This window comes from Acidobacteriota bacterium, assembly GCA_016715115.1.
Taxonomy (GTDB): Bacteria; Acidobacteriota; Blastocatellia; order Pyrinomonadales; family Pyrinomonadaceae; genus JAFDVJ01.
Window position 1 is genome coordinate 77,494 of the sequence record JADKBM010000011.1, and the last position, 18,620, is coordinate 96,113.

At 54.3% G+C, this 18,620-nt stretch carries 21 protein-coding genes; 11 read left to right on the top strand and 10 right to left on the bottom strand.

The features are described 5' to 3' along the window. Positions 1–69: 69 nt before the first annotated feature. From tsf to IPN69_09105, 5 genes are all read right to left on the bottom strand, one after another. The gene (gene tsf, locus IPN69_09085) at positions 70–732 is read right to left on the bottom strand and encodes a translation elongation factor Ts (protein MBK8810868.1); all 663 of its coding nucleotides are present in this window, start codon (positions 730–732) and stop codon (positions 70–72) included. A 99-nt stretch (positions 733–831) separates the two neighbouring features. Beyond that, entirely contained in the window at positions 832–1,791 is a 960-nt protein-coding gene (gene rpsB / locus IPN69_09090) for a 30S ribosomal protein S2 (protein ID MBK8810869.1), read from the bottom strand. A gap of 158 nt (positions 1,792–1,949) precedes the next feature. After that, positions 1,950–2,342, bottom strand: coding sequence for a 30S ribosomal protein S9 (rpsI, locus tag IPN69_09095; GenBank protein ID MBK8810870.1), 393 nt, complete (start codon positions 2,340–2,342; stop codon positions 1,950–1,952). A 57-nt stretch (positions 2,343–2,399) separates the two neighbouring features. Further along, the gene (rplM, locus tag IPN69_09100) at positions 2,400–2,843 is read right to left on the bottom strand and encodes a 50S ribosomal protein L13 (protein MBK8810871.1); all 444 of its coding nucleotides are present in this window, start codon (positions 2,841–2,843) and stop codon (positions 2,400–2,402) included. Positions 2,844–2,968: 125 nt separating this feature from the next. Further along, entirely contained in the window at positions 2,969–3,508 is a 540-nt protein-coding gene (locus IPN69_09105; protein ID MBK8810872.1) for an NUDIX hydrolase, read from the bottom strand. Positions 3,509–3,606: 98 nt separating this feature from the next. On the opposite strand from IPN69_09105, the gene IPN69_09110 reads away from it, so the two are divergent. Beyond that, a complete protein-coding gene (locus IPN69_09110) occupies positions 3,607–3,789 on the top strand; it encodes a hypothetical protein (GenBank protein MBK8810873.1) in 183 nt (60 codons plus the stop codon). Between the two features lie 22 nt (positions 3,790–3,811). On the opposite strand, the gene IPN69_09115 is transcribed toward IPN69_09110, so the two are convergent. From IPN69_09115 to coaBC, 3 genes are all read right to left on the bottom strand, one after another. Then, on the bottom strand, positions 3,812–4,339 hold the full coding sequence (locus tag IPN69_09115) for a hypothetical protein (GenBank protein ID MBK8810874.1): 528 nt from the start codon (positions 4,337–4,339) through the stop codon (positions 3,812–3,814). Next, on the bottom strand, positions 4,326–4,871 hold the full coding sequence (locus IPN69_09120) for a uracil-DNA glycosylase (protein MBK8810875.1): 546 nt from the start codon (positions 4,869–4,871) through the stop codon (positions 4,326–4,328). The genes IPN69_09115 and IPN69_09120 overlap by 14 nt, the downstream gene beginning before the upstream one ends. A gap of 419 nt (positions 4,872–5,290) precedes the next feature. Further along, the gene (coaBC, locus tag IPN69_09125; protein MBK8810876.1) at positions 5,291–6,571 is read right to left on the bottom strand and encodes a bifunctional phosphopantothenoylcysteine decarboxylase/phosphopantothenate--cysteine ligase CoaBC; all 1,281 of its coding nucleotides are present in this window, start codon (positions 6,569–6,571) and stop codon (positions 5,291–5,293) included. A 175-nt stretch (positions 6,572–6,746) separates the two neighbouring features. Here coaBC and IPN69_09130 point away from each other — a divergent pair, with 175 nt between their 5' ends. From IPN69_09130 to IPN69_09150, 5 genes are all read left to right on the top strand, one after another. Further along, positions 6,747–7,067: a hypothetical protein gene (locus tag IPN69_09130; protein MBK8810877.1), complete on the top strand. Its 321-nt coding sequence runs from the start codon at positions 6,747–6,749 to the stop codon at positions 7,065–7,067. A gap of 59 nt (positions 7,068–7,126) precedes the next feature. Further along, positions 7,127–8,026: a polyprenyl synthetase family protein gene (locus IPN69_09135; GenBank protein ID MBK8810878.1), complete on the top strand. Its 900-nt coding sequence runs from the start codon at positions 7,127–7,129 to the stop codon at positions 8,024–8,026. A gap of 1 nt (position 8,027) precedes the next feature. Next, positions 8,028–8,738 (top strand): hypothetical protein, encoded by a 711-nt coding sequence (locus tag IPN69_09140; GenBank protein ID MBK8810879.1) that lies wholly within the window; start codon positions 8,028–8,030, stop codon positions 8,736–8,738. 217 nt (positions 8,739–8,955) lie between these two features. Next, positions 8,956–9,861 carry a squalene/phytoene synthase family protein gene (locus tag IPN69_09145; GenBank protein MBK8810880.1) on the top strand — a complete coding sequence of 302 codons (906 nt, stop codon included), beginning with the start codon at positions 8,956–8,958 and terminating at the stop codon, positions 9,859–9,861. 50 nt (positions 9,862–9,911) lie between these two features. Beyond that, positions 9,912–11,054, top strand: a complete 1,143-nt coding sequence (locus IPN69_09150; GenBank protein ID MBK8810881.1) for an isoaspartyl peptidase/L-asparaginase — start codon at positions 9,912–9,914, stop codon at positions 11,052–11,054. 81 nt (positions 11,055–11,135) lie between these two features. Here the strand turns inward: IPN69_09150 and IPN69_09155 are convergent, their stop codons facing one another. Then, a complete protein-coding gene (locus IPN69_09155) occupies positions 11,136–11,522 on the bottom strand; it encodes a hypothetical protein (protein ID MBK8810882.1) in 387 nt (128 codons plus the stop codon). A gap of 288 nt (positions 11,523–11,810) precedes the next feature. On the opposite strand from IPN69_09155, the gene IPN69_09160 reads away from it, so the two are divergent. From IPN69_09160 to IPN69_09170, 3 genes are all read left to right on the top strand, one after another. Beyond that, complete coding sequence (locus tag IPN69_09160; GenBank protein ID MBK8810883.1) at positions 11,811–12,068, top strand: hypothetical protein; 258 nt, start codon at positions 11,811–11,813, stop codon at positions 12,066–12,068. Positions 12,069–12,147: 79 nt separating this feature from the next. Then, positions 12,148–12,720 (top strand): hypothetical protein, encoded by a 573-nt coding sequence (locus IPN69_09165; protein MBK8810884.1) that lies wholly within the window; start codon positions 12,148–12,150, stop codon positions 12,718–12,720. A 165-nt stretch (positions 12,721–12,885) separates the two neighbouring features. Beyond that, positions 12,886–13,443, top strand: coding sequence for a hypothetical protein (locus IPN69_09170; GenBank protein ID MBK8810885.1), 558 nt, complete (start codon positions 12,886–12,888; stop codon positions 13,441–13,443). An 812-nt stretch (positions 13,444–14,255) separates the two neighbouring features. Here IPN69_09170 and IPN69_09175 read toward each other — a convergent pair. Next, positions 14,256–14,459 carry a hypothetical protein gene (locus IPN69_09175; GenBank protein MBK8810886.1) on the bottom strand — a complete coding sequence of 68 codons (204 nt, stop codon included), beginning with the start codon at positions 14,457–14,459 and terminating at the stop codon, positions 14,256–14,258. A gap of 1,489 nt (positions 14,460–15,948) precedes the next feature. On the opposite strand from IPN69_09175, the gene IPN69_09180 reads away from it, so the two are divergent. Both IPN69_09180 and IPN69_09185 read left to right on the top strand, forming a co-directional pair. Then, entirely contained in the window at positions 15,949–16,290 is a 342-nt protein-coding gene (locus IPN69_09180) for a hypothetical protein (GenBank protein ID MBK8810887.1), read from the top strand. A gap of 257 nt (positions 16,291–16,547) precedes the next feature. Continuing rightward, positions 16,548–18,467 (top strand): hypothetical protein, encoded by a 1,920-nt coding sequence (locus IPN69_09185; GenBank protein ID MBK8810888.1) that lies wholly within the window; start codon positions 16,548–16,550, stop codon positions 18,465–18,467. The last annotated feature ends 153 nt before the right edge of the window (positions 18,468–18,620 follow it).

Sequence of the window (18,620 nt, forward strand, 5' to 3'; positions counted from 1 at the left end):
GATTTTAGATTTTTGGATTTCGGATTTTGGATTCGGGACTTGATCCCAAATCCAAAATCCAAAATCGAACTATCCCACCATCGAGGCGACTTCGGCGGCGAAATCGTCTTGTTTCTTTTCGATGCCCTCACCCATCTTGAAGCGTGCGTATCGACGGATCGAGATGTTTTCCTTGATCGATGCAATCTTTTCCGTGACGAGATCGCCGATCGTTTTCGACGGATCCTTAACGAACGCCTGATCGAGCAGAACGTTGTCCTCGAAGTATTTGTTCAAACGTCCGTCGATGATCTTGGCCAGCACTTCTTCAGGCTTGCTCGCATTTTTCGGATCGTTCTTGAGCTGTTCCATCAGGATCTCGCGCTCTTTGTCGAGTTCTGATGCGGGAACTTCGTCACGCTTCAGGTAACGCGGATCGGAGGCGGCGATATGCATCGCTACATCTTTCACCAACTGCTGAAACTCCTCGCCGCGAGAGACGAAATCGCTTTCGCAGTTGATCTCGACGAGGACTCCGACCTTGCCACCCATATGGATGTACGATCCGACTGCGCCTTCAGCCGTCACGCGGCCTTCTTTCTTGCTCGCGGTCGCCATTCCTTTCTTGCGAAGGATCTCGATCGCTGCATTCTCATCACCGTTCGCTTCGACCAAGGCGTTCTTGCAATCGATCATTCCCGCACCGGTCTTTTCGCGAAGGGACTTAACTCCACTCGCTGTAATTTCTGCCATAATTCACTCCAAAAGGTTATCTAAAATTAATTTGAAAAAAAAGCGTAGCCCGTTTCGGCCTAAACCAACGGAAATCGCTACGCTATCTTGAAAAAAAGTTTAGCTTGCTGCTGCTTCGTTCGATTCCGCTTCGTCGGTTGCTGCTTCAACCGACGCTTCCGCTGCAGGTTCGACAACTTCCGCGACAACCGGTTCAACCGCTGCTGCCGGTTCGGCAACCTCGGCGACGACCGTTTCGACGGCGGCAGGTTCGGCAATCTCCGCGACAACCGGCTCAACCGCTGCGACCGGTTCGGAAACTGCGGCCACAGGTGCTGCAATTGCTTCGGTCTCGACGGATTCTTCTCCCGCACTGACGCCGCCTTCGGTTCCGAAGTTCTGGCCTTCGAGGATGGCGTCGGCGATACGCGAAGCGAAGAGGCGAATCGCGCGAAGCGCATCGTCATTGCCCGGGATGACGCGGTCGATCCCTTCCGGCGAGCAGTTCGTATCAACGACCGCGACGACCGGGATTCCCAAACGATTGGCCTCGGCGACGGCGATCTCTTCTTTGCGGACGTCGATAATGAAAAGCATATCGGGAAGTCCGCGCATATCCTTGATGCCGGCGAGATTCTTCATCAGGCTTTCGTGCTGCCGATCGAGTCCGAGACGCTCCTTCTTGGTGAGCATATCGTAACGGCCGTCCTCACGCATCGCTTCGATGTTCTTGATTTTCTGGATCGAATGCTGAACCGTCTGGAAGTTCGTCATCAAACCGCCAAGCCAGCGATTGTTGATGTAGAACTGCCCGCAGCGTTCCGCTTCTTCCTTGATGGCTTCCTGCGCCTGGCGCTTCGTGCCGACAAAGAGGATCTTCATATTGGGCCGTGCCGAAACAGCTTCGGTAACAAACCCGAGCGCGTCGCGGAAGAGCTTTTGAGTCTTCTGAAGATCGATAATGTAAATTCCGTTCCGCTCACCGAAAATGTATTCCTTCATCTTCGGGTTCCAACGGCGGACCTGGTGACCAAAGTGAACTCCGGCTTCGAGGAGTTCTTTCATCGTTACAGTAGCCAAAACTTTCTAATCTCCTTGGTTTATTGGTTTTTGTACTCGGCGCGACCGTGTTCAACCAACTAAATCGCGTCGATGGTTTTCGATTTGGGAATTGCGATCCCGGATCCTGGATTGAAATCGAACAATCCAAGACCCTAGATCCAAGATCCAAAATCGAATTAACGTTTCGAGAACTGGAACCGCTTGCGGGCTCCTTTCTGTCCGTATTTTTTGCGTTCTTTCTGACGCGGGTCGCGGGTCACGAGACCCGCTTTCTTCAACATGCCCCGAAAGTCGATGTTGTATTCCATCAGCGCACGTGTGATTCCGTGACGGACCGCACCGGCCTGTCCGGCCGTCCCGCCGCCCGCGACATTAACAAGAATGTCGAACTTGCCGGCGGTCTCGGTCAAACGAAGCGGTTGCCGAATGATCATTCGAAGCGCTTCGTTCGGGAAATACTCGTCAAATCCGCGGCGATTGACGATGATGTCGCCATTGCCCGGACGGAGATAAACGCGTGCTGTTGAAGTTTTTCTGCGGCCAGTGCCGTAATACTGAATGTCTGCCATAAATGTGATCGGTGCGTTCGGCGGTCGGGATCGGGAACCGATTTCCCGCCATCGCCACTACTTCGTTTCAATAACGATTGATTCAGGTTTCTGAGCCGAATGACGATGCTCGCCGTCCGCGTAAACCTTTAGTTTCTTGGCCATCGCCTTTCCGAGTTTGGTTTTCGGAAGCATGCCTTTGACGGCCAGTTCGATGATCCGTTCGGGTTTCGTGGCGAACATATCCTTGACCGATTTTTCGCGCAGTCCGCCCGGATAGAGCGTGTGATGGCGATAAACCTTCTGGTCGTTCTTCGAACCCTTGAAGATCGCGTGACGCGCGTTGATGACAACGACGTGGTCTCCCATATCAAGGAACGGCGTCCAGTCAGGATTGTTTTTGCCGGACAGGATCCGCGCGACCTCGGTCGCCAGACGTCCGACGGTCTTGCCCTTGGCATCGACCACAAACCATTTACGGTTTTCTGCTAAACCCTTTCCGCTCGGAAAATAAGTACTCATAAATACCAACTATGTTAGGAATTTTCGCCAAAAAGCGAACTGATAGGATAACGAATGGCGCCGTCGAGGTCAAGCCGAAGCGAGGGAAAACACGCTCAGATCCTTGAGACTGAGGATTCACAGGATCAAAAGCTGAATGTCCGCCCGAATCGCGCCGCCGCCAAGAGTACTCCGCAAATGGTTTTGGCGTCCCGAATTCGGTGGTCGTGGATCATCTCGAAGATCTCGTCGAACGAATAACGGGCAACGCTGATAAATTCGTCGGCCTCCAGCCGTTGCTCGGTTTCGACGAGTCCCGTCGCGAGGAAGACGTGCATCAACTCGGTCAAAAAGCCGGGCGAAACGAAAAACTCGGTAAGTTTTTCGAGGTTCGTTGCGGTCACGCCGATCTCTTCTTCGAGTTCGCGCCGCGCGCCCGTTTCAGGGTCTTCGCCGCGCTCGATCGTTCCGGCCGGGATCTCAAGAAGATATTCGCCGGCGGCGTGCCGGTACTGGCGCACGAGCGCCACCGTAAGATCGGCGAAAACGGGGACGATGACGACCGAGCCGGCGTGTCTGACGATCTCGCGGTCGTATTCGAGGCCATTCTCGCGAATCCGTTCCACAAGGACATCGAAGATTCGGCCCTTGTATATGTTTTTGGTCGAAAGTTTTTCAGGTTTCATCGAAATTTCAGGCCAAATTGGTTGACATCGGCGTTATACTTTAACCAAGCACGAACAAAGGGCAGAAGACTCCCAGCGAAACTTACTTTGGAGGCTTTATGCGAACTATCGGATTAACCGCCGTCGTCCTTTTCTTGGCCGCGCTCGCGTCGTTCGTTTGGGGATTTCTCAATCCAACTCGCTTTCAGTCCGCCGCCGGATTCGGCGTTTTCTTTTTCGCCGCCGCCGCGCTGATTCTTGCGGTCACGATCTGGCGCCGGACGAAGACCGAACGGATCTGAACTGATCCGAAGATCTTGTCGCTTATTCCGCGGCGTTTTCGCGGTCAGTTGTCTTCGTGCGCCGGACCAACAGCACGAGCCAAAGAAGTTCCTTGATCGGACTCAAAACCAGATATCCCGTCAGCAAAACGAACAATCCCGTCGATGCGCCGAGAAACGTCTCGTAGTACATTGCGTCCAGTGCCGGCGTCGGTCGGTGCCCGAAAAAAGATCCCCAGAGCATTTTCGCCGTCGCGAGCTTGTAGGCGAGGATCGAAAAACATCCTGCGGCCCACCAAAGTTGCTTGATGATCCACGATGCCCCCTTTGCAAATACCACGAACCGCGCGGCGAAGATTGTGGCGATCGCGAGATGGAACCCGACCATTACGAAGATGGCGGCCCGGTTCGCGCGAAGCCATTCAACGGACGCTTCCATTGTCATAAGGTGAATGAAGCGAACGATATCGATCGAAGCCGCAAGAGAGATCAGGAACGCCGCCGACATTGAAAGGTGACGCGTTTTGTGAAGCAGTCTCGAATAATTGCCGCAAACCTCACCGATGCTCATTCAGATAATCGCGGACCTTCTTCATATCGTCCCAAACTTCGCGTTTCTTGCTCGGATCGCGCAAGAGATACGCCGGATGAAATGTCGGCATCACCTTGACGCCGTAGTAGTCCTGAAAGATCCCGCGGATCTTCGTTATCCCCTCGCGCGAGTCGAGCAGGTTCTTCATCGCCGTATTGCCGAGAACGACGATCACTTTTGGCCTGACGACGGCGATCTCGCGGAGCAGAAACGGTTTGCACGCCGCGGTCTCATCGGGCAAAGGCGCCCGGTTTCCCGGCGGACGGCAACGGTTGATGTTGCCGATGAAAACTTCTTCGCGCTTGATGCCGATCGCCTCGATGATCTTCGTCAGCAATTGTCCCGCGCGTCCTACGAACGGCGCGCCCTGGGCGTCTTCGTCCGCGCCGGGCGCTTCGCCGACGAACATCAGTTCGGCTGAAAAACTGCCGGTGCTGTGCGCGATATTCGTTCGCCCGGCGCAGAGCGCGCAGCGCTTGCAGTCGCCGATATCGGCACGGATCGCCTCGATGGTTTCGCCTGTCGAGGGAAGCGCGGCCGTTGCGTCGCCAAACGGTTCGGCGGCTTTTGACTCTGTGGATTTCGGCATTTCAATTGTTGGCCGGCTGATCGTCGGCGGCGCGGCGGCGCGCGGTTCGGCCGGGACGACGCGCGAGAGTTTGGTCGATTCGAGCAGTCCGAGACGCGGCGCGGACACGCGGACCTCCTTTCTTTCAGGAAGCCGAGGAAGCACGCTCTTTAGTGTTTCCGGTTCGGGGATGAATTTCTCGAGCCGATCGCGCGGAACATCGTTAGCCGCCCGGGCGAGTCCGACGGGTTCCTCAAACGCCGGGACTTCGGCGAGTTCGACGGCGAGATTCGCGACGCCAAGTTCCTGAAGATACTGCACGTGTTCGCGGACGTCGAGCGCAAGTTCCGAAAGTTCCTGATTCATTTGGAGGCCCTCAGATCGGCGATCGCGTCGAGGATCTTGTCCGCCATTTCGCGTTTCGACTGCCGCGGAAGCGTCGTCGAGCCCGAAGGCGTCAGCAGTATCGCGGCGTTCTCTTCCGAGCCGAATCCGAGCCCTTTGTCGCTGACGTCGTTGGCGACGATCATATCGAGCCGCTTCCGCTCCATTTTCGAACGGGCATAGCCCTCGACATTGTTCGTTTCGGCGGCGAATCCGACGACGAGAAGCCGCGAATTCCGGATCTCGGCGACGGTCGAGAGAATGTCGGGCGTGCGTTCCAGTTCGAGCACCAGTTCATCGGCGTCGGTTTTTTTGATCTTTGATTCGGCGACCCGTTTCGGCCGGTAATCGGCGACCGCGGCGGCGCCGACAAAAACCGTCGCGCCCGACAGATATTTCAAAACTTCATTGAGCATCTGTTCGGCAGACTCCGCCCGGATGACCTCGACGCCCTCAGGCGGATCGACCGAGACCGAGCCGCAAACGCACGTCACCCAGGCACCGCGGTCGCGCGCCGCCTCGGCGAGCGCGAACCCCATTTTCCCAGACGAATGATTTGAAATGAACCGGACCGGATCGATCGCCTCTCGAGTGCCGCCGACGGTGAGCAGAATATGTTCGTTTCCAAGATCTTTCGATTTGGAATTTGGGATTTTGGATTTGGGATTTTGGGCAGCGGATTTCGCGGCATCGGGTTTTGCGGGCTCGATGTTCAAGAGGTCGAGTGCCTGGCGGGCGATGTTCTCGACATCTTCCAGTTTTCCGGTTCCGACTGTTTTGCAGGCGAGTTCGCCTGCGATCGGCTCGACGAACCTGACGCCGTCCTTCTTAAGTTGCGCGACGTTTCGCCGTGTTGCCGGTTGCTCCCACATCGTGACGTTCATCGCCGGCGCGACAAGGACCGGCGCGTTCGATGCGAGATACGTCGAAGTCAAAAAATCGTCGGCGATGCCGTTGGCGAGTTTCGCAAGCACATTTGCGGTCGCCGGAACGATCAGCAGCAGGTCGATATTCTGCGAGAAATTGACGTGCGCGATCGGGTCGGGATTCGATTCGTCGTAGTCGTCAACGAGGACGTACCCTCCCGTGAGAGCGCGGAACGTGAGCGGCGTGACGAATTCCGTCGCGTGGCGCGTCATCGCGACGCTCACCTCGCAGCCCGCCTTTTGCAGCAGGCGCAGAACCTCGACGGCCTTATACGCGGCAATGCCGCCGCACACGCCAAGCCCGATTCGGATTTTCGACTTTGATTCGCCCATAAACGTAAGGAAATTCTACACTAAAATAGCATTAAGCTGTGTTAATATTCCAATGTACTTTGGGTTACTTCGAGTCGCTCCGACAGGTCGTTCGCGTCTCTTTGGACATACCGATGCGATCCGGCGGCGAGGTTCGAAAGGGAATTTCTGCACGTTGGAAAGTATGCAGCCGAGTTTGTTTGAACCTAAAGCTGAACTGACCGAGATCGAACGGGTCGTGCTCTATGCGCTCGGCGATTTTCAGTCTCGCAAAAAGGTTCTTGCCGAACGCGAACTTGCGCTCGACAGGCTTCGCGGCGCGTTCAGGCGCGCGTTTGAAAAGTTCGGCGTCGAAGAGATCTCGGACGAATCGATCGCGGAGGTGCTCGGAAAACTGGGTGCAAGAGTAAAGGAAGTTCCGACATTCGTCGCCAAACATCCGTTCCGCGTGACGATCCCGGACGAAATGGCGGCAAATGGGCGTGGGGAATTTGAGCGTTCGAAGAAAAATACCTGACTAAGAGACCTTGGAGGGGCGAATTCCGAAATCAGAATTCACAATTCCCAAATTCGTTGATGGAAAAACAATCTGAAAAATTTGCCGCGCTCGGGAGCTACGTTGAGCGTTATCGGCCGGCGATCGAAAAATCGCTGCGCGAACATTTGCCGCTCGCGCCGGTGCAGATCGAAACGCCTTTCAACGAGGCCGTCGAATATGCCTTGTTCTCGGGCGGGAAGCGCTTGCGGCCCGTTTTGACGCTGCTCGGCGCCGAACTCGTCGGCGGAAATGCGGAATCGGTCCTGCCGGCCGCCGTCGCCGGCGAATTCATACACACAAGTTCACTGATCTTCGACGATCTGCCGTGTATGGACAACGCGCCGAAGCGGCGCGGAAAGGATTCGCTGCATCATAAATTTGGCGAGGGGTTGGCGGTGCTCGTCGCGATCGGCTTTTTGAACGCTTCGTACGGGCTGGTTTTCGTCAATCACGCGAACTTGCCGGAACGCGCGATGCTCGCCCACGCCGAACTCGTCGAGTGCATCGGCGCGTCGGGAATGGTCGGCGGCCAATCGGTCGACCTCGCGTTGGCGACCGGCGCGGGCGGCGAGACGAGCGCCGTTTCGGAATCGATCAGGAATCTGAAAACATCGGCCTTGATGCGCCTTTCGATCCGCGTCGGCGCGATCCTTGCCGGGGCAAACCCGCTCGATCTCGTAAAATTGTCGCGGTTTGCGGAACTTCTCGGCGATGCGTATCAATTGAGCGACGACCTTATCGATCTGGATGAGGACGAAGCGATCTTCAGCGCCGATCAAAAGACCTTCGCCGGCACCGAGGGCAAAGCCGCCGGCGAGATGCGGCTGAGGAAGATAGTTGACGACGCCAGGCGGATTCTGATCGAAAACTTCCCGTCGAGCGAAGCGCGGAGTTGTCTCGTGCAGTTTGCGGATTATCTGGCGGAAAGGAGGGCTTGAGATGTTCAGATTGATTAAGTCATTGCTTATCCTTGTTGTCCTCGGCTTCGCGTCTGCGGTGCTTGCGCAACAAGGTGATCACAACCGTGGACTTGTGCTGAAAGGATCCCTTTACGCTTGGAAGACGACAGAGATCCAATCGCTCGACCTCCGCTCCGACGGCGTATGGCCGGGATTCGTCGCGTTGCTCGAAATGGAACTGGCAAACAACGGCGACGAACCGCTACTCGTGCCGCGACGTCTTGGTTGTTTCGCCGAGATCCGCTTTATGGCGGTCGGCGGTGCAGGAGATGTGAATACGGAGGTCGTTCACCCCGTCGAAAGCCCGTTCTACTGCCGACTGCCTTACTTGCAAGAAAAGGAACCGCGCGGGGATTATTTCAAGGTGGTCGAACCCGGCGAGTCGTTTCGGTTCGCCGAAGAATTCAGGATATGTGCAGTTCCGGAGAATAAGCGGGATGCTTATCTCAAAGGACTCAAGGACGTGACACTTTCCAAATCAAGTCTCGAAACAGTTTGGAAATCGACGCATCTGAAATTCAGATATCGTGGCTGGGCAGGAGACGGAAAAGATCCCGAGTTGCTCCGCAACACCGCAAATCGCTGGGAACGATACGGAGTTTTTCCGTTGAATGACGATGGCGAGTTTACGATAACGTCGCAGCCGATTCCGGCGAACATCGATTGGTTGAAGTTGGAGGATCGGAAATAGACCGTGCGGTTCACCATGGTCGAGGTAAACTCAATTGACTTCTTCAAGCGTGCGGAGCACGCGAGCTTGCGATAGCACCACGTGAAGCGGAGCGGAACGTGGTGGCTGATCGCGCCGATTTCCGGAGCGTGTGCAACACTCGCAACTATTGTGCTTGCAGATTCGTCAGCGGGTTACACGCGCTCATTGAGTTCAATTTCCAAAATTCGCGACCTTGATGCTTTCGTCTTCAAATTCAAACGTTCTCTCAAGGGCTTACGAATACTGCGAGAGCGTGACCAAATATCACGCCCGCAGTTTTTATTTCGCGGCCAAATTTCTGCCGCCCGAAAAGCGCCGCGCGGTCTATCCGATCTATGCCTTCTGCCGGCACGTCGACGATGCGGTCGACGAGGCGGACGAATCCGCAGAACGCACGCCGCGCGAGGTTGTCGGGATATGGGAAGAGCGTCTGCGCGACGTTTTCCGGGGCGACGTCAAAACCGAGAACGAACCGACCGAACAGGATCTGGTGTTTATCGCCTGGCAGGATTTGCTTGGAAAGCACCGGTTTGCCGAGAACCTGCCGCTCGAGCTGATAAAGGGCATTGTCCAGGACACCAAGATCAATCGCTACGAAACCTTCGATGAACTTTACGTTTATTGCTATCGCGTCGCGTCGACCGTCGGTCTGATGTCGTCCGAGATACTTGGATACAGCGATCCGAGGGCGCTCGATCACGCCGAGGCGCTCGGCATCGCGATGCAGCTGACAAACATCCTGCGCGACGTAAAAGAAGACGCCGCGCGGAACCGAATTTATCTGCCGCAAGAAGATCTGCGCCGGTTCGGAGTTTCCGAGGAACAGCTGTTCGATAACCGTGTCGAATCGAACTTCGTCGAAATGATGAAATTTCAGATCGCCCGGGCGAGAGAATACTATCGCAAAGGCGATGCGGGAATTCGGTTTCTTGAAAGAGACTCGCGTCTGACGGTCGGTCTGGCGTCGACGATCTATTCGCGCATTCTCGACGAGATCGAAAAGCAAGATCACGACGTCTTTCGGCGACGGGCGCACACGAGCGCCGCGCAGAAGCTCTTGACCATCCCGCGCGTTTGGTTCGATCTTCGCCGCGGTTCGTGAATTGAGGGCGTTGGTTGTGGTAATCTGACAGGAATCGTAGGGGTAAGATTATGAAGAAATTGGTTTCGTTTTTGCTGATGGTGTTCGTTTATGCGATGCCGATCGTCGCGCTCGCGCAAAAGGGCGGATACGCCGGGATCACGCAGCTTCAGTCGCCGCAGAATCCGCGGCTCGGGTTCATTATTCACGGCGGTGCCGGCGTCATCAAGAAGGGCACTTTGACGCCCGATAAAGAAGCCGAATACACGAAGAAACTGGAAGAAGCGGTGCTCGCCGGATACAAGGCGCTGCAGGACGGCAAATCCGGGCTCGACGCGGTCGAGATCGCGATCAGGATCCTCGAAGATTCGCCGCTCTTCAACGCCGGCAAGGGCGCGGTCTTCACCGCCGACGGGCGCAACGAACTCGACGCGTCGATTATGGACGGAAAGACGCTCAACGCCGGTGCGGTTGCCGGCCTTCATACGGTCAAGAATCCGATCACGCTCGCCCGCGCCGTGATGGAAAAAAGCGAACACGTGATGATGGTCGGAGACGGCGCCGAGAAGTTTGCGAAAGAAAAGGGAATCGAGCTTGTCGATCCGAAATACTTCTGGACGCAGCCCCGTTGGGATTCGCTGCAGCGGATCATCAAGGAAGAGCAGGAAAAGTCGAAGAAGGAGACCATTGAAAATGGGAAAAGCGAAAAGGTCGATAAGCCTTCGAGCCGGAATTCGAGGGGTATTTCAAAAGACGAACTCTATGCTTCGATGACCGAAACGCAAAAACTCCCCGAGAACAAGTTTGGAACGGTCGGAGCGGTCGCGCTTGACAAGGACGGCAACATCGCCGCCGGCACATCGACGGGCGGGATGACAAACAAGAAATACGGACGTGTCGGCGACGCGCCGATCATCGGCGCGGGGACGTATGCAAACAATGCGACGTGCGGAGTATCGGCGACCGGCTGGGGCGAGTATTTCATACGCGTCGGTGTCGCGCGGGACATCTCGTCGCTGATGGAATACCGCGCTCTCCCGGTTCAGCAGGCGGCGGACATCGTGATGAACAAGGTCAAGGCGCTCGGCGGCGACGGCGGCGTGATCGTCCTCGACAAATACGGCAATATGGGAGTTTCGTTCAATTCGGAGGGAATGTACCGCGCCTATATCGGGCCGGACGGGAAACCGGTCGTCAAGATCTATACCGATTAGTCTCTTTTGGTTCCAAAAACGCAAACCGCACGAATGGCCCGAACCATTTCGTGCGGTTTCTTCTTCTTTTCTTCTCAGAAGCTATATCGTGTCCCGTCCGCCCTTAGAACTCTCATCGAGTTCGTAGCGATTTCGGTCGCGCTTGGCGATTTTCTCAACAAACTCGAGCGGCTCGTTGTCGGCAAAGTCGATCCCGACGGCGTGCGCATTCTCTTCGACATCGCTCTGATCGGGTGTCGGATTATGCCCGAAAACGGATTCCGCACCGCTCGTGTTGACTTCTTCCCACGAAGCATCGATATCACCACCCGAATCTGCCGGACTCGATGAATGATGATTCATAAGGCGATCGGTCAGGCCGTGCGGCGCCTGCGGCACGTGGGCGATCTCGTCGTCCATAAATTCTTTGATCTCTTCGCCGGGAGGTTCTTCGCGTTCGTAAAACTCAAGGTTTTTACCCGAAATCATAGTGATACCTCTTGATGCTCTTCCAAAATGCCGAAGGAACTCTGAGGCTGAAATCACCGCTTGCACCATGGCATTTCGGATTGGATTTCTAGTTAGAGAATAGCACAAACGAAGGTGTGTTGGCAGAAGTAAATCCACCGTCCCGACGCTTAATTCAGAATCAAAAAATCCGATCTATTTATCCCGAGAAGATGCGCGGTCGGTATCGTCCTCAGCCACGGGCTCAATCGGATCTGAATCAAAAACGATCGATTATGGCAGCGAAGTCACAACGACGAAAGAAAGTCTTTGACACTTCAAACCGAAAAGATCACCAAGATCGACTATCGCCTGATCCCCAACACGACGGTCGCCGAATACGGACTGGTAAGCGAGGTCCGCGTCAAAGACGGGTCGACGAATTTCTTGCAGAAGAAGTCGACGACCGCCTACAATCTCAGTACGGCATATGTTTCGAGACGGATTCTCGGATTGCCGTCGAAGACCGTTTCCTGGGGATACGATCAGTCGAACAGCCAATTGGAAAAGGTTTCGGAGGTCGATTAAATAACGACTATTTCATGAAATATCTACTTGAGAAATGCCCTGGGGTCGACGTTGGAGAGGGAGGTTCAAACCCATGAGAATGATGTTATTTGTGCTTCTGATGACAATTGGTGCCGCCGCTTGGGCGAAAGAGCCAGTTTGGCTCCGTGAGATCAAGACGATCGTCCCATTCAAATCAACACGTGATGATGTTGTCCGGCGTTTCGGACAACCTTCGTGGAGCGCTGACCCTCATTTCAACGAATACATCCTTCAGCGGGGTACGTTATCTGTATTTTATTCGCGGGGACTTTGTTCGCAAAACCCGAAAGCTCAATTCGACGTCCCGGAATTCGTCGTTGTTACCATTGAATTCGAGCTCAAGAAACCAAGGAAACCAAAGCACCTGGGAATCAATCTTACTGGTCTTGAGGCATCTCACCCATTCGACGGTCCAAAAGCGACGTTTTACTCGAACAAGAACCCGGGGATTACCTATTTCGTGAATTCGCGCGGATTGCTCGAAAGCGTGAGCTTCCACATATCAAGTGGGTCAGATGTTCGCGCCTGTAAGCGCGAAGATGCGAGAACAGAAAGAGAGATTATTCGTGAGACTTGGCGGAATGATTCTACAACCGTTCGAGCGAGTTGTACTAGTGATGTGACAAGGTAGTGTGCATATTACACCAGGGTTTTGGCGACTGTTGGCTTACTGACGGCCGCGTTCTATTGTGGTGTATTTATGTGCCGAAGCGGCTTCCAATCCCGCACCAATATCGATATCCAAACTTGTGTTACGCGCACGCCGCTAGGACCGTTTGACTTGACTTTGCTTAAATTGACGATTTTTTTCCGATCCGCACGATTTCTCGCGGCGCACAAAAACCGGGCTTTCACCCGCCTTGATTCGCCTCCGGCCGGACTAAGTTCGCATCGAACCAAACTTAATCCGCCGACGACCGAACTTGATCCGCCGCCGACCGAACTCAGCTCGGAGACGACCCAACTTGATCCGCCGACGACCGAACTCCGTCCGGAGACGACCCAACTTGATCTGCCGACGACCGAACTCCGTCCGGAGACGACCCAACTTGATCCGCCGACGACCGAACTCCGTTCGGAGACGACCCAACTTAATCCACCAAGGACCGAACTCAGCTCGGAGACAACCCAACTTAATCCGCCAAGGACCGAACTCAGTTTGCGGACGACCGAACCTAATCGGCCGTCGACCGACCTCAATCCGCCGAGGACGAAACTAAATTCGACTCGACCGTGTGCGGGTCGGCGGGATCATCGCCGCCGTCGAACCGGTTCCGTTTTTGCTTCAAACGGAACAATCAACAGCCGGCGTTCCCTGCACTTCAGTGTGCGAAAGCACACGCACGTACGATAGCAACATGTGGAGCGAAGCGGAACATGGTGCCGGTCGTGAACGCTCGAGCGAGAAATCGATTCAGTGTGCGAAAGCACACGCACGTACGATAGCACCATGTGGAGCGAAGCGGAACATGGTGTCGACGCGCACCGACGTACAAAGCGTGTGGAACACGCGTGACTGTTTGCACGCGTTTGTCAGCATTTTGTTGCAAATCTAGGCTTTTAAGCCGCGCCTGAGCGAAGGCCCGATGACTTCCAACCCCGGCGCGATGGAGCATTTCGTGCAGGACAACCCCCAAATATCGCTCCCGCGTTGTCCATCGCTCGTATTCGCTGGATTTGCCCGACTCCGGGCGAACTCCGATGGGAAAATTTCCGTACTTGTTACTATTGTACGGGGTTCGCCCGCCAACGCTCGCCGGCAGCAGGTCCGGACCGAGTGCGATAATTCCCACCGCGAAAATCCCGTCATATATATCTTCAACAGTCTGTTTGATGCCCAGATTAGCCCTAACTGAATCCAAGAATTTGCGACAACGGCCTCCGTCCTCATCTAACCGACGAACAATCATTTCTCTAAGGTCAATTCTCGAAGGTAGCGGTTCGTACAGGGTTTCGTTATCCCAAATGCCCGATTGTGCGAGCCTCCGCCCCGCCTTAGCTTCTTGCTTGCCGATCTTTCGGTGCTTTAGAGTTGGTGCTTCACGAACCGTTGCCGATTGCGTGGTCTGTGAGCGATTTGGCTGCGCCGGTCCGTCCCAAGAATTCCACGACCAGTGTCCGTAGCCGGCATAAGTTGCGCCGAGTGGCAGGCAGCCTTCATAACCGTCAGACGAGCGAATTGTACGAAATCCCGAAACCGGCGTCGAGACCGGCGCGGCCCGCAAGTCCGACGAGCGACGTTCCCCACGCGAAGTTCCGCGAATAAAGATCCGTCCCGCCGGTGATCGCTTTCGTCCGGTGAACCGATTGCCGATCGTGCGGCGAAGACCTCTCTTGCGAGCCCTTCGGCCAAAGGCGTGCCTTTATCATCGGCGTCGACCGTTGATCGCGCAGCTCAACCGCTAGACGACGCGAAAGGACGCGAAATCTACCGGATCGGGAACTGCTGGAAAACGTCGCGCGTTTCGCGTCGTTCCGTGTACGGTTTGATTCAGATAAATTGGAAATCCCGGGAGCCCGGGCGTCGCCCGTCAACCTTCGAGGAAGCGTGTGGAACCGAGTTCCGACAACTCCTGATAAAGGATATGATATGGATGAAACCTACAGTTTCTATTTCAGCAAGCTAATTGGATTGGTTTGTGGTAAGGAGTGGACCAATGAACAAAAATAGCCGTCTTACGTCGTTCTTGTTATGTTGTTTGGTTGGAGGCTTCGTAACTTCAGCGCCGTGTCAGCAACTGGACCTGTGGCAAGGAGCCAAGCGAATATCGCTGCTAACATCAACCGAAAGCGACGTGATCGGCGTTTTGGGCAAGTCGAAACCATCTGAAAACCGCTTTTGGACGGAATACCAAACCGAATTCGAAGAGCTCTTCGTCGAGTATTCGCGTGGGTCGTGCAAGCTCCCGAATGATTCAGGATGGCGAGTCGCCGAAGGCGTGGTTACACGGCTTTTCTATTCACCGAAACAAAGACGGAAACCGTCCTATTTTGACCTCAAACTACGTCTGTTTTCGAAGAAGGAGGTTTCGGACGCCCCTGAAAACTTCGTTTATGAATCCGACATTCGAGGAATTTCATTTGGCGTCCGTATTGACGGAACGGTAGAATCGATTTTACTTTATCCTGGTTCAGAGTTTGATCATCTTCGATGCGGACAAGATTTGTTGAGCACCAGATGAAAACAGCACGACGGTCTCGGATCGTCGCGCCGTCGAGGGCGCAGCTGGCGTCGCTAAAGGACGGAGTAATCAAATTCACTAACGGTGGTGTTCAAGCAGAGCGCGTTTGATCGAGATGACGGGCCGTTTGGCACTACTTTTGTCCATGCGTTGATGCGTGTTGCCGGTGTTGTCGAGATACGAAGACGGCAGAGGCATTATCCCTTTCCGGGTTGTCCACGATGCATCGAACGAATTACCCCTTGGAAGCCGGAGGATGGATTTATCAAAGACGAAACGGACAGCTGATTCTTAGAACTGCGGACAGAAGTAGAAGAATGTCAAATCAAGTCGATCTCCGCAACCCGCCCCCCGTCACCGGTGCACGGTTGATCGCCTTGTTTCATACTCATCCGTTTTCGGAGGTAACACAGATTGACGCGATGTTAACGAACGTAAACGGATTCTTAGCCCCTTTCGAAAATACGGGACCGTCGTTTCGTGACACCAAGGTAGCCACATCAACAGGGGTTCCGAACCTGGTAGTTTATGAGGCGAAGGACGATGAATTGGGCGGAAGCGCCATTTGGCGTCGCGGCGTCGGACCCGAGCGAGCTGGATTCAACCCCGAATTGGCCGAGCCACCGGTTGACGGATTTCCAGGGAACTCATTGGATACGAGGAATTGCAGGTAAGCAATGTTAAAAAACATGAGTCATTTAAGAACCGTATTCGTCGCCTTCATTTCAATGCAACTCTTGGGCTGTTCGCTATCAGCGTATCGTGAACCCAACAGAAACATTATCGAATCAAAGACCGAGACGGCCCGGATTTCAAAAGAAACTGCGGTTTATGTCGCACGCGGTTACCTTATTTACGATTATGACTTTCGCGGTTGTGATGTCGAGGTCATCGATGAAAGCGCTTGGAAAGTGGCGTTTAGTCTCAAAGTTGAATCCCCAGGTTTGATTGGAGGATGTCCGACTGTTTGGATTGACAAGAATGATGGGTCCATTATTAACGTAATGCACAACAAGTAACCGTGAATTTCCAAATGAAACTCGGAATCCGCGCTAACGATAATAATTGGCTCTCGGATCCAAAAGTAGAAAAAGATGACGGCTCGTTTCGAATTCGGGGACGAAATCTATGGCCCGGAAAAAGGTGTCTTGGACATATCGGATATTTCAGGAAGGCGATTCTCTCCGGCGTTTTGAGACAGCAGGTATCGTAAATTTCGCTTTCGCCGGTTGGTATTCATCCTTTCCAATATCGTGCGTTCGGCCAGATCAAGCAGATGGATTACCTGCTTCCGACCGAGACTCCGGAGATCAAACTCGGCTATGACAACCGGTTACGGGTGAACCACAACGAAGTCACAAAACCGAACGGATTCGTGATGAAGGCCGACTTCACGCACGGCAACGACTCGCGGGTGACGGCGAAGAACGACCTGCTCGATGACAAATGGGATCGGACGATGAAGTACGATTTCGCCGGACGGCTGACCTTTGCGCAGTTCGGAATGGGCGTTGGGACGAACAACCAGAACAAGCGCGTTTATGAAGAGTCGATCGGGTATGACGGGTTCTCGATGATGAACGACAGACAAACCAATCATTGGGAGAATGATTCGGGATTTGCCGAAACCTACGTCAACGGGCGGATCACGCCGTTTGTTGGAAACTATGATGCCGCCGGGAACATCATCCGGCAGGGCGATGTTCAGTCGGACCCGCATACCTTCGTTGACACGAACTACGACGCATCGGGACGACGGACTCGGATGTTCGACAAAAGAAAGGGGAAATTCGGAAACGTGCTCAACATGATCCAGGAACATCTGAGCGAGTATGTCTTCGACGGCGACGGCCGGCCGGTTATCGAGAAGGAAGGCTTTCAGACCTATCATGTCAACGACAACCCGCCGTCGTCGCCGTTGACCGCAGCGGCAAAGATGTATCAGGTATGGTCGACGGTGCTCGGCAGCAGCCTGACGTCGGTCAAGCCGGACGGATCGAAGTGGGAAACGAAGATCTTCGCCGGCGGGGCGCTGATCGCCAAAGAAGGCGCGACCGGTCCTCATTGGCTGACTTCCGATCCAGTGACGGGATCGACGGCGACATGGCGCAAGATCGATAATGACTGGCTGACATCGGTCGAGGAAACGGAGCCGCTCGGTCAGAAGATCTACAACGCCGATCCCGATCCGCTTCCCGATCCGAGTTATGACAACTCGGTCGGTAATGCTGATTACCCACAGTGGCAATGCCAGATGCCGTCGAAGTTCTACGGTAACTTCTACGCGATGCCGTGGCATTGCCAGTTTGCCGAGATCAAACGGAGATCGTTCGAAGGCGGTCATTACGTGATCGAGGAACCCGAGACGAATCCCAACAAAGTATCCGGACATACAACGGGATCAGCCGGCCCGGCAACTCCAACCGGGTCCGCCGGTCACGAGGCAGGCCATCAGATGGCATTCAGCCGCCTGATGAATTTCACGCTCGGCGCAACCCGGAAATCGACCAAAGAGACTGGCGAACACACCGGCGACGATGAAGATCCGATTGCCCGCGTCGAAACCCGAGTACCGAAACTGAACCAAGGCGAGCCGGGCGGTGCTCCGTTTGATACTAAGTGGGTAGAACCGGGCACTGTCTTGATTCCACCGCAACAGGCGCCTACTCCACTCAAAGGCGATAGTCTTAGGGAATGGGAATCAGAACGAGATAGGCTTGTTTGGGATCTGCTATCGCACGTTAAGGGAGGTAATGTACCCAAATCGAAGTGTTTGGAGTTTTTGGAGTCGAAATTTGGCGAAGATGGTGTGAAGAAGTTGATTGAGAGTTTAACAAATCAAACGCCATATGATTTTATGAATTCAATAAATCCTGATCCAGCTGGCTTTTTCTCAACAATGAAGGAAATGGCCGACGTTTACTTGGCAAATGGTCTGCAATTACCCGACGCAGTGACCGGCCAAACCACCGGAAATATTTACTACAACCATACCGGCCTGAGGTTGTCAGTAATCTTGCATGAAAACCTTCACAAGAACTTCATTGAGCCATCGAATCCGTCAATACTTCTGTTGGACCAAACACTGGCCGAGAAGTTAGAGGCCATCCCTAAAGGTTCAAAGATCTTCGCGGTAACGAATCCCCGTGGGAGCAAAATAATTGGTGATAAACTGGAGGCAGAAGGATGCAAATGAGGACTCCTTTTTTGATTGCAAGTCTAACGGTCGTATTGTTTTGTTTGATTTTCAATTCGAGCTGTTCGAGCGGTTTTTCGGATAGAGTATTGGCGCAAACTCAATCGAATCGTCTGAGTCCGAACGTCAACGGATCGGAACAAGCTGACACGG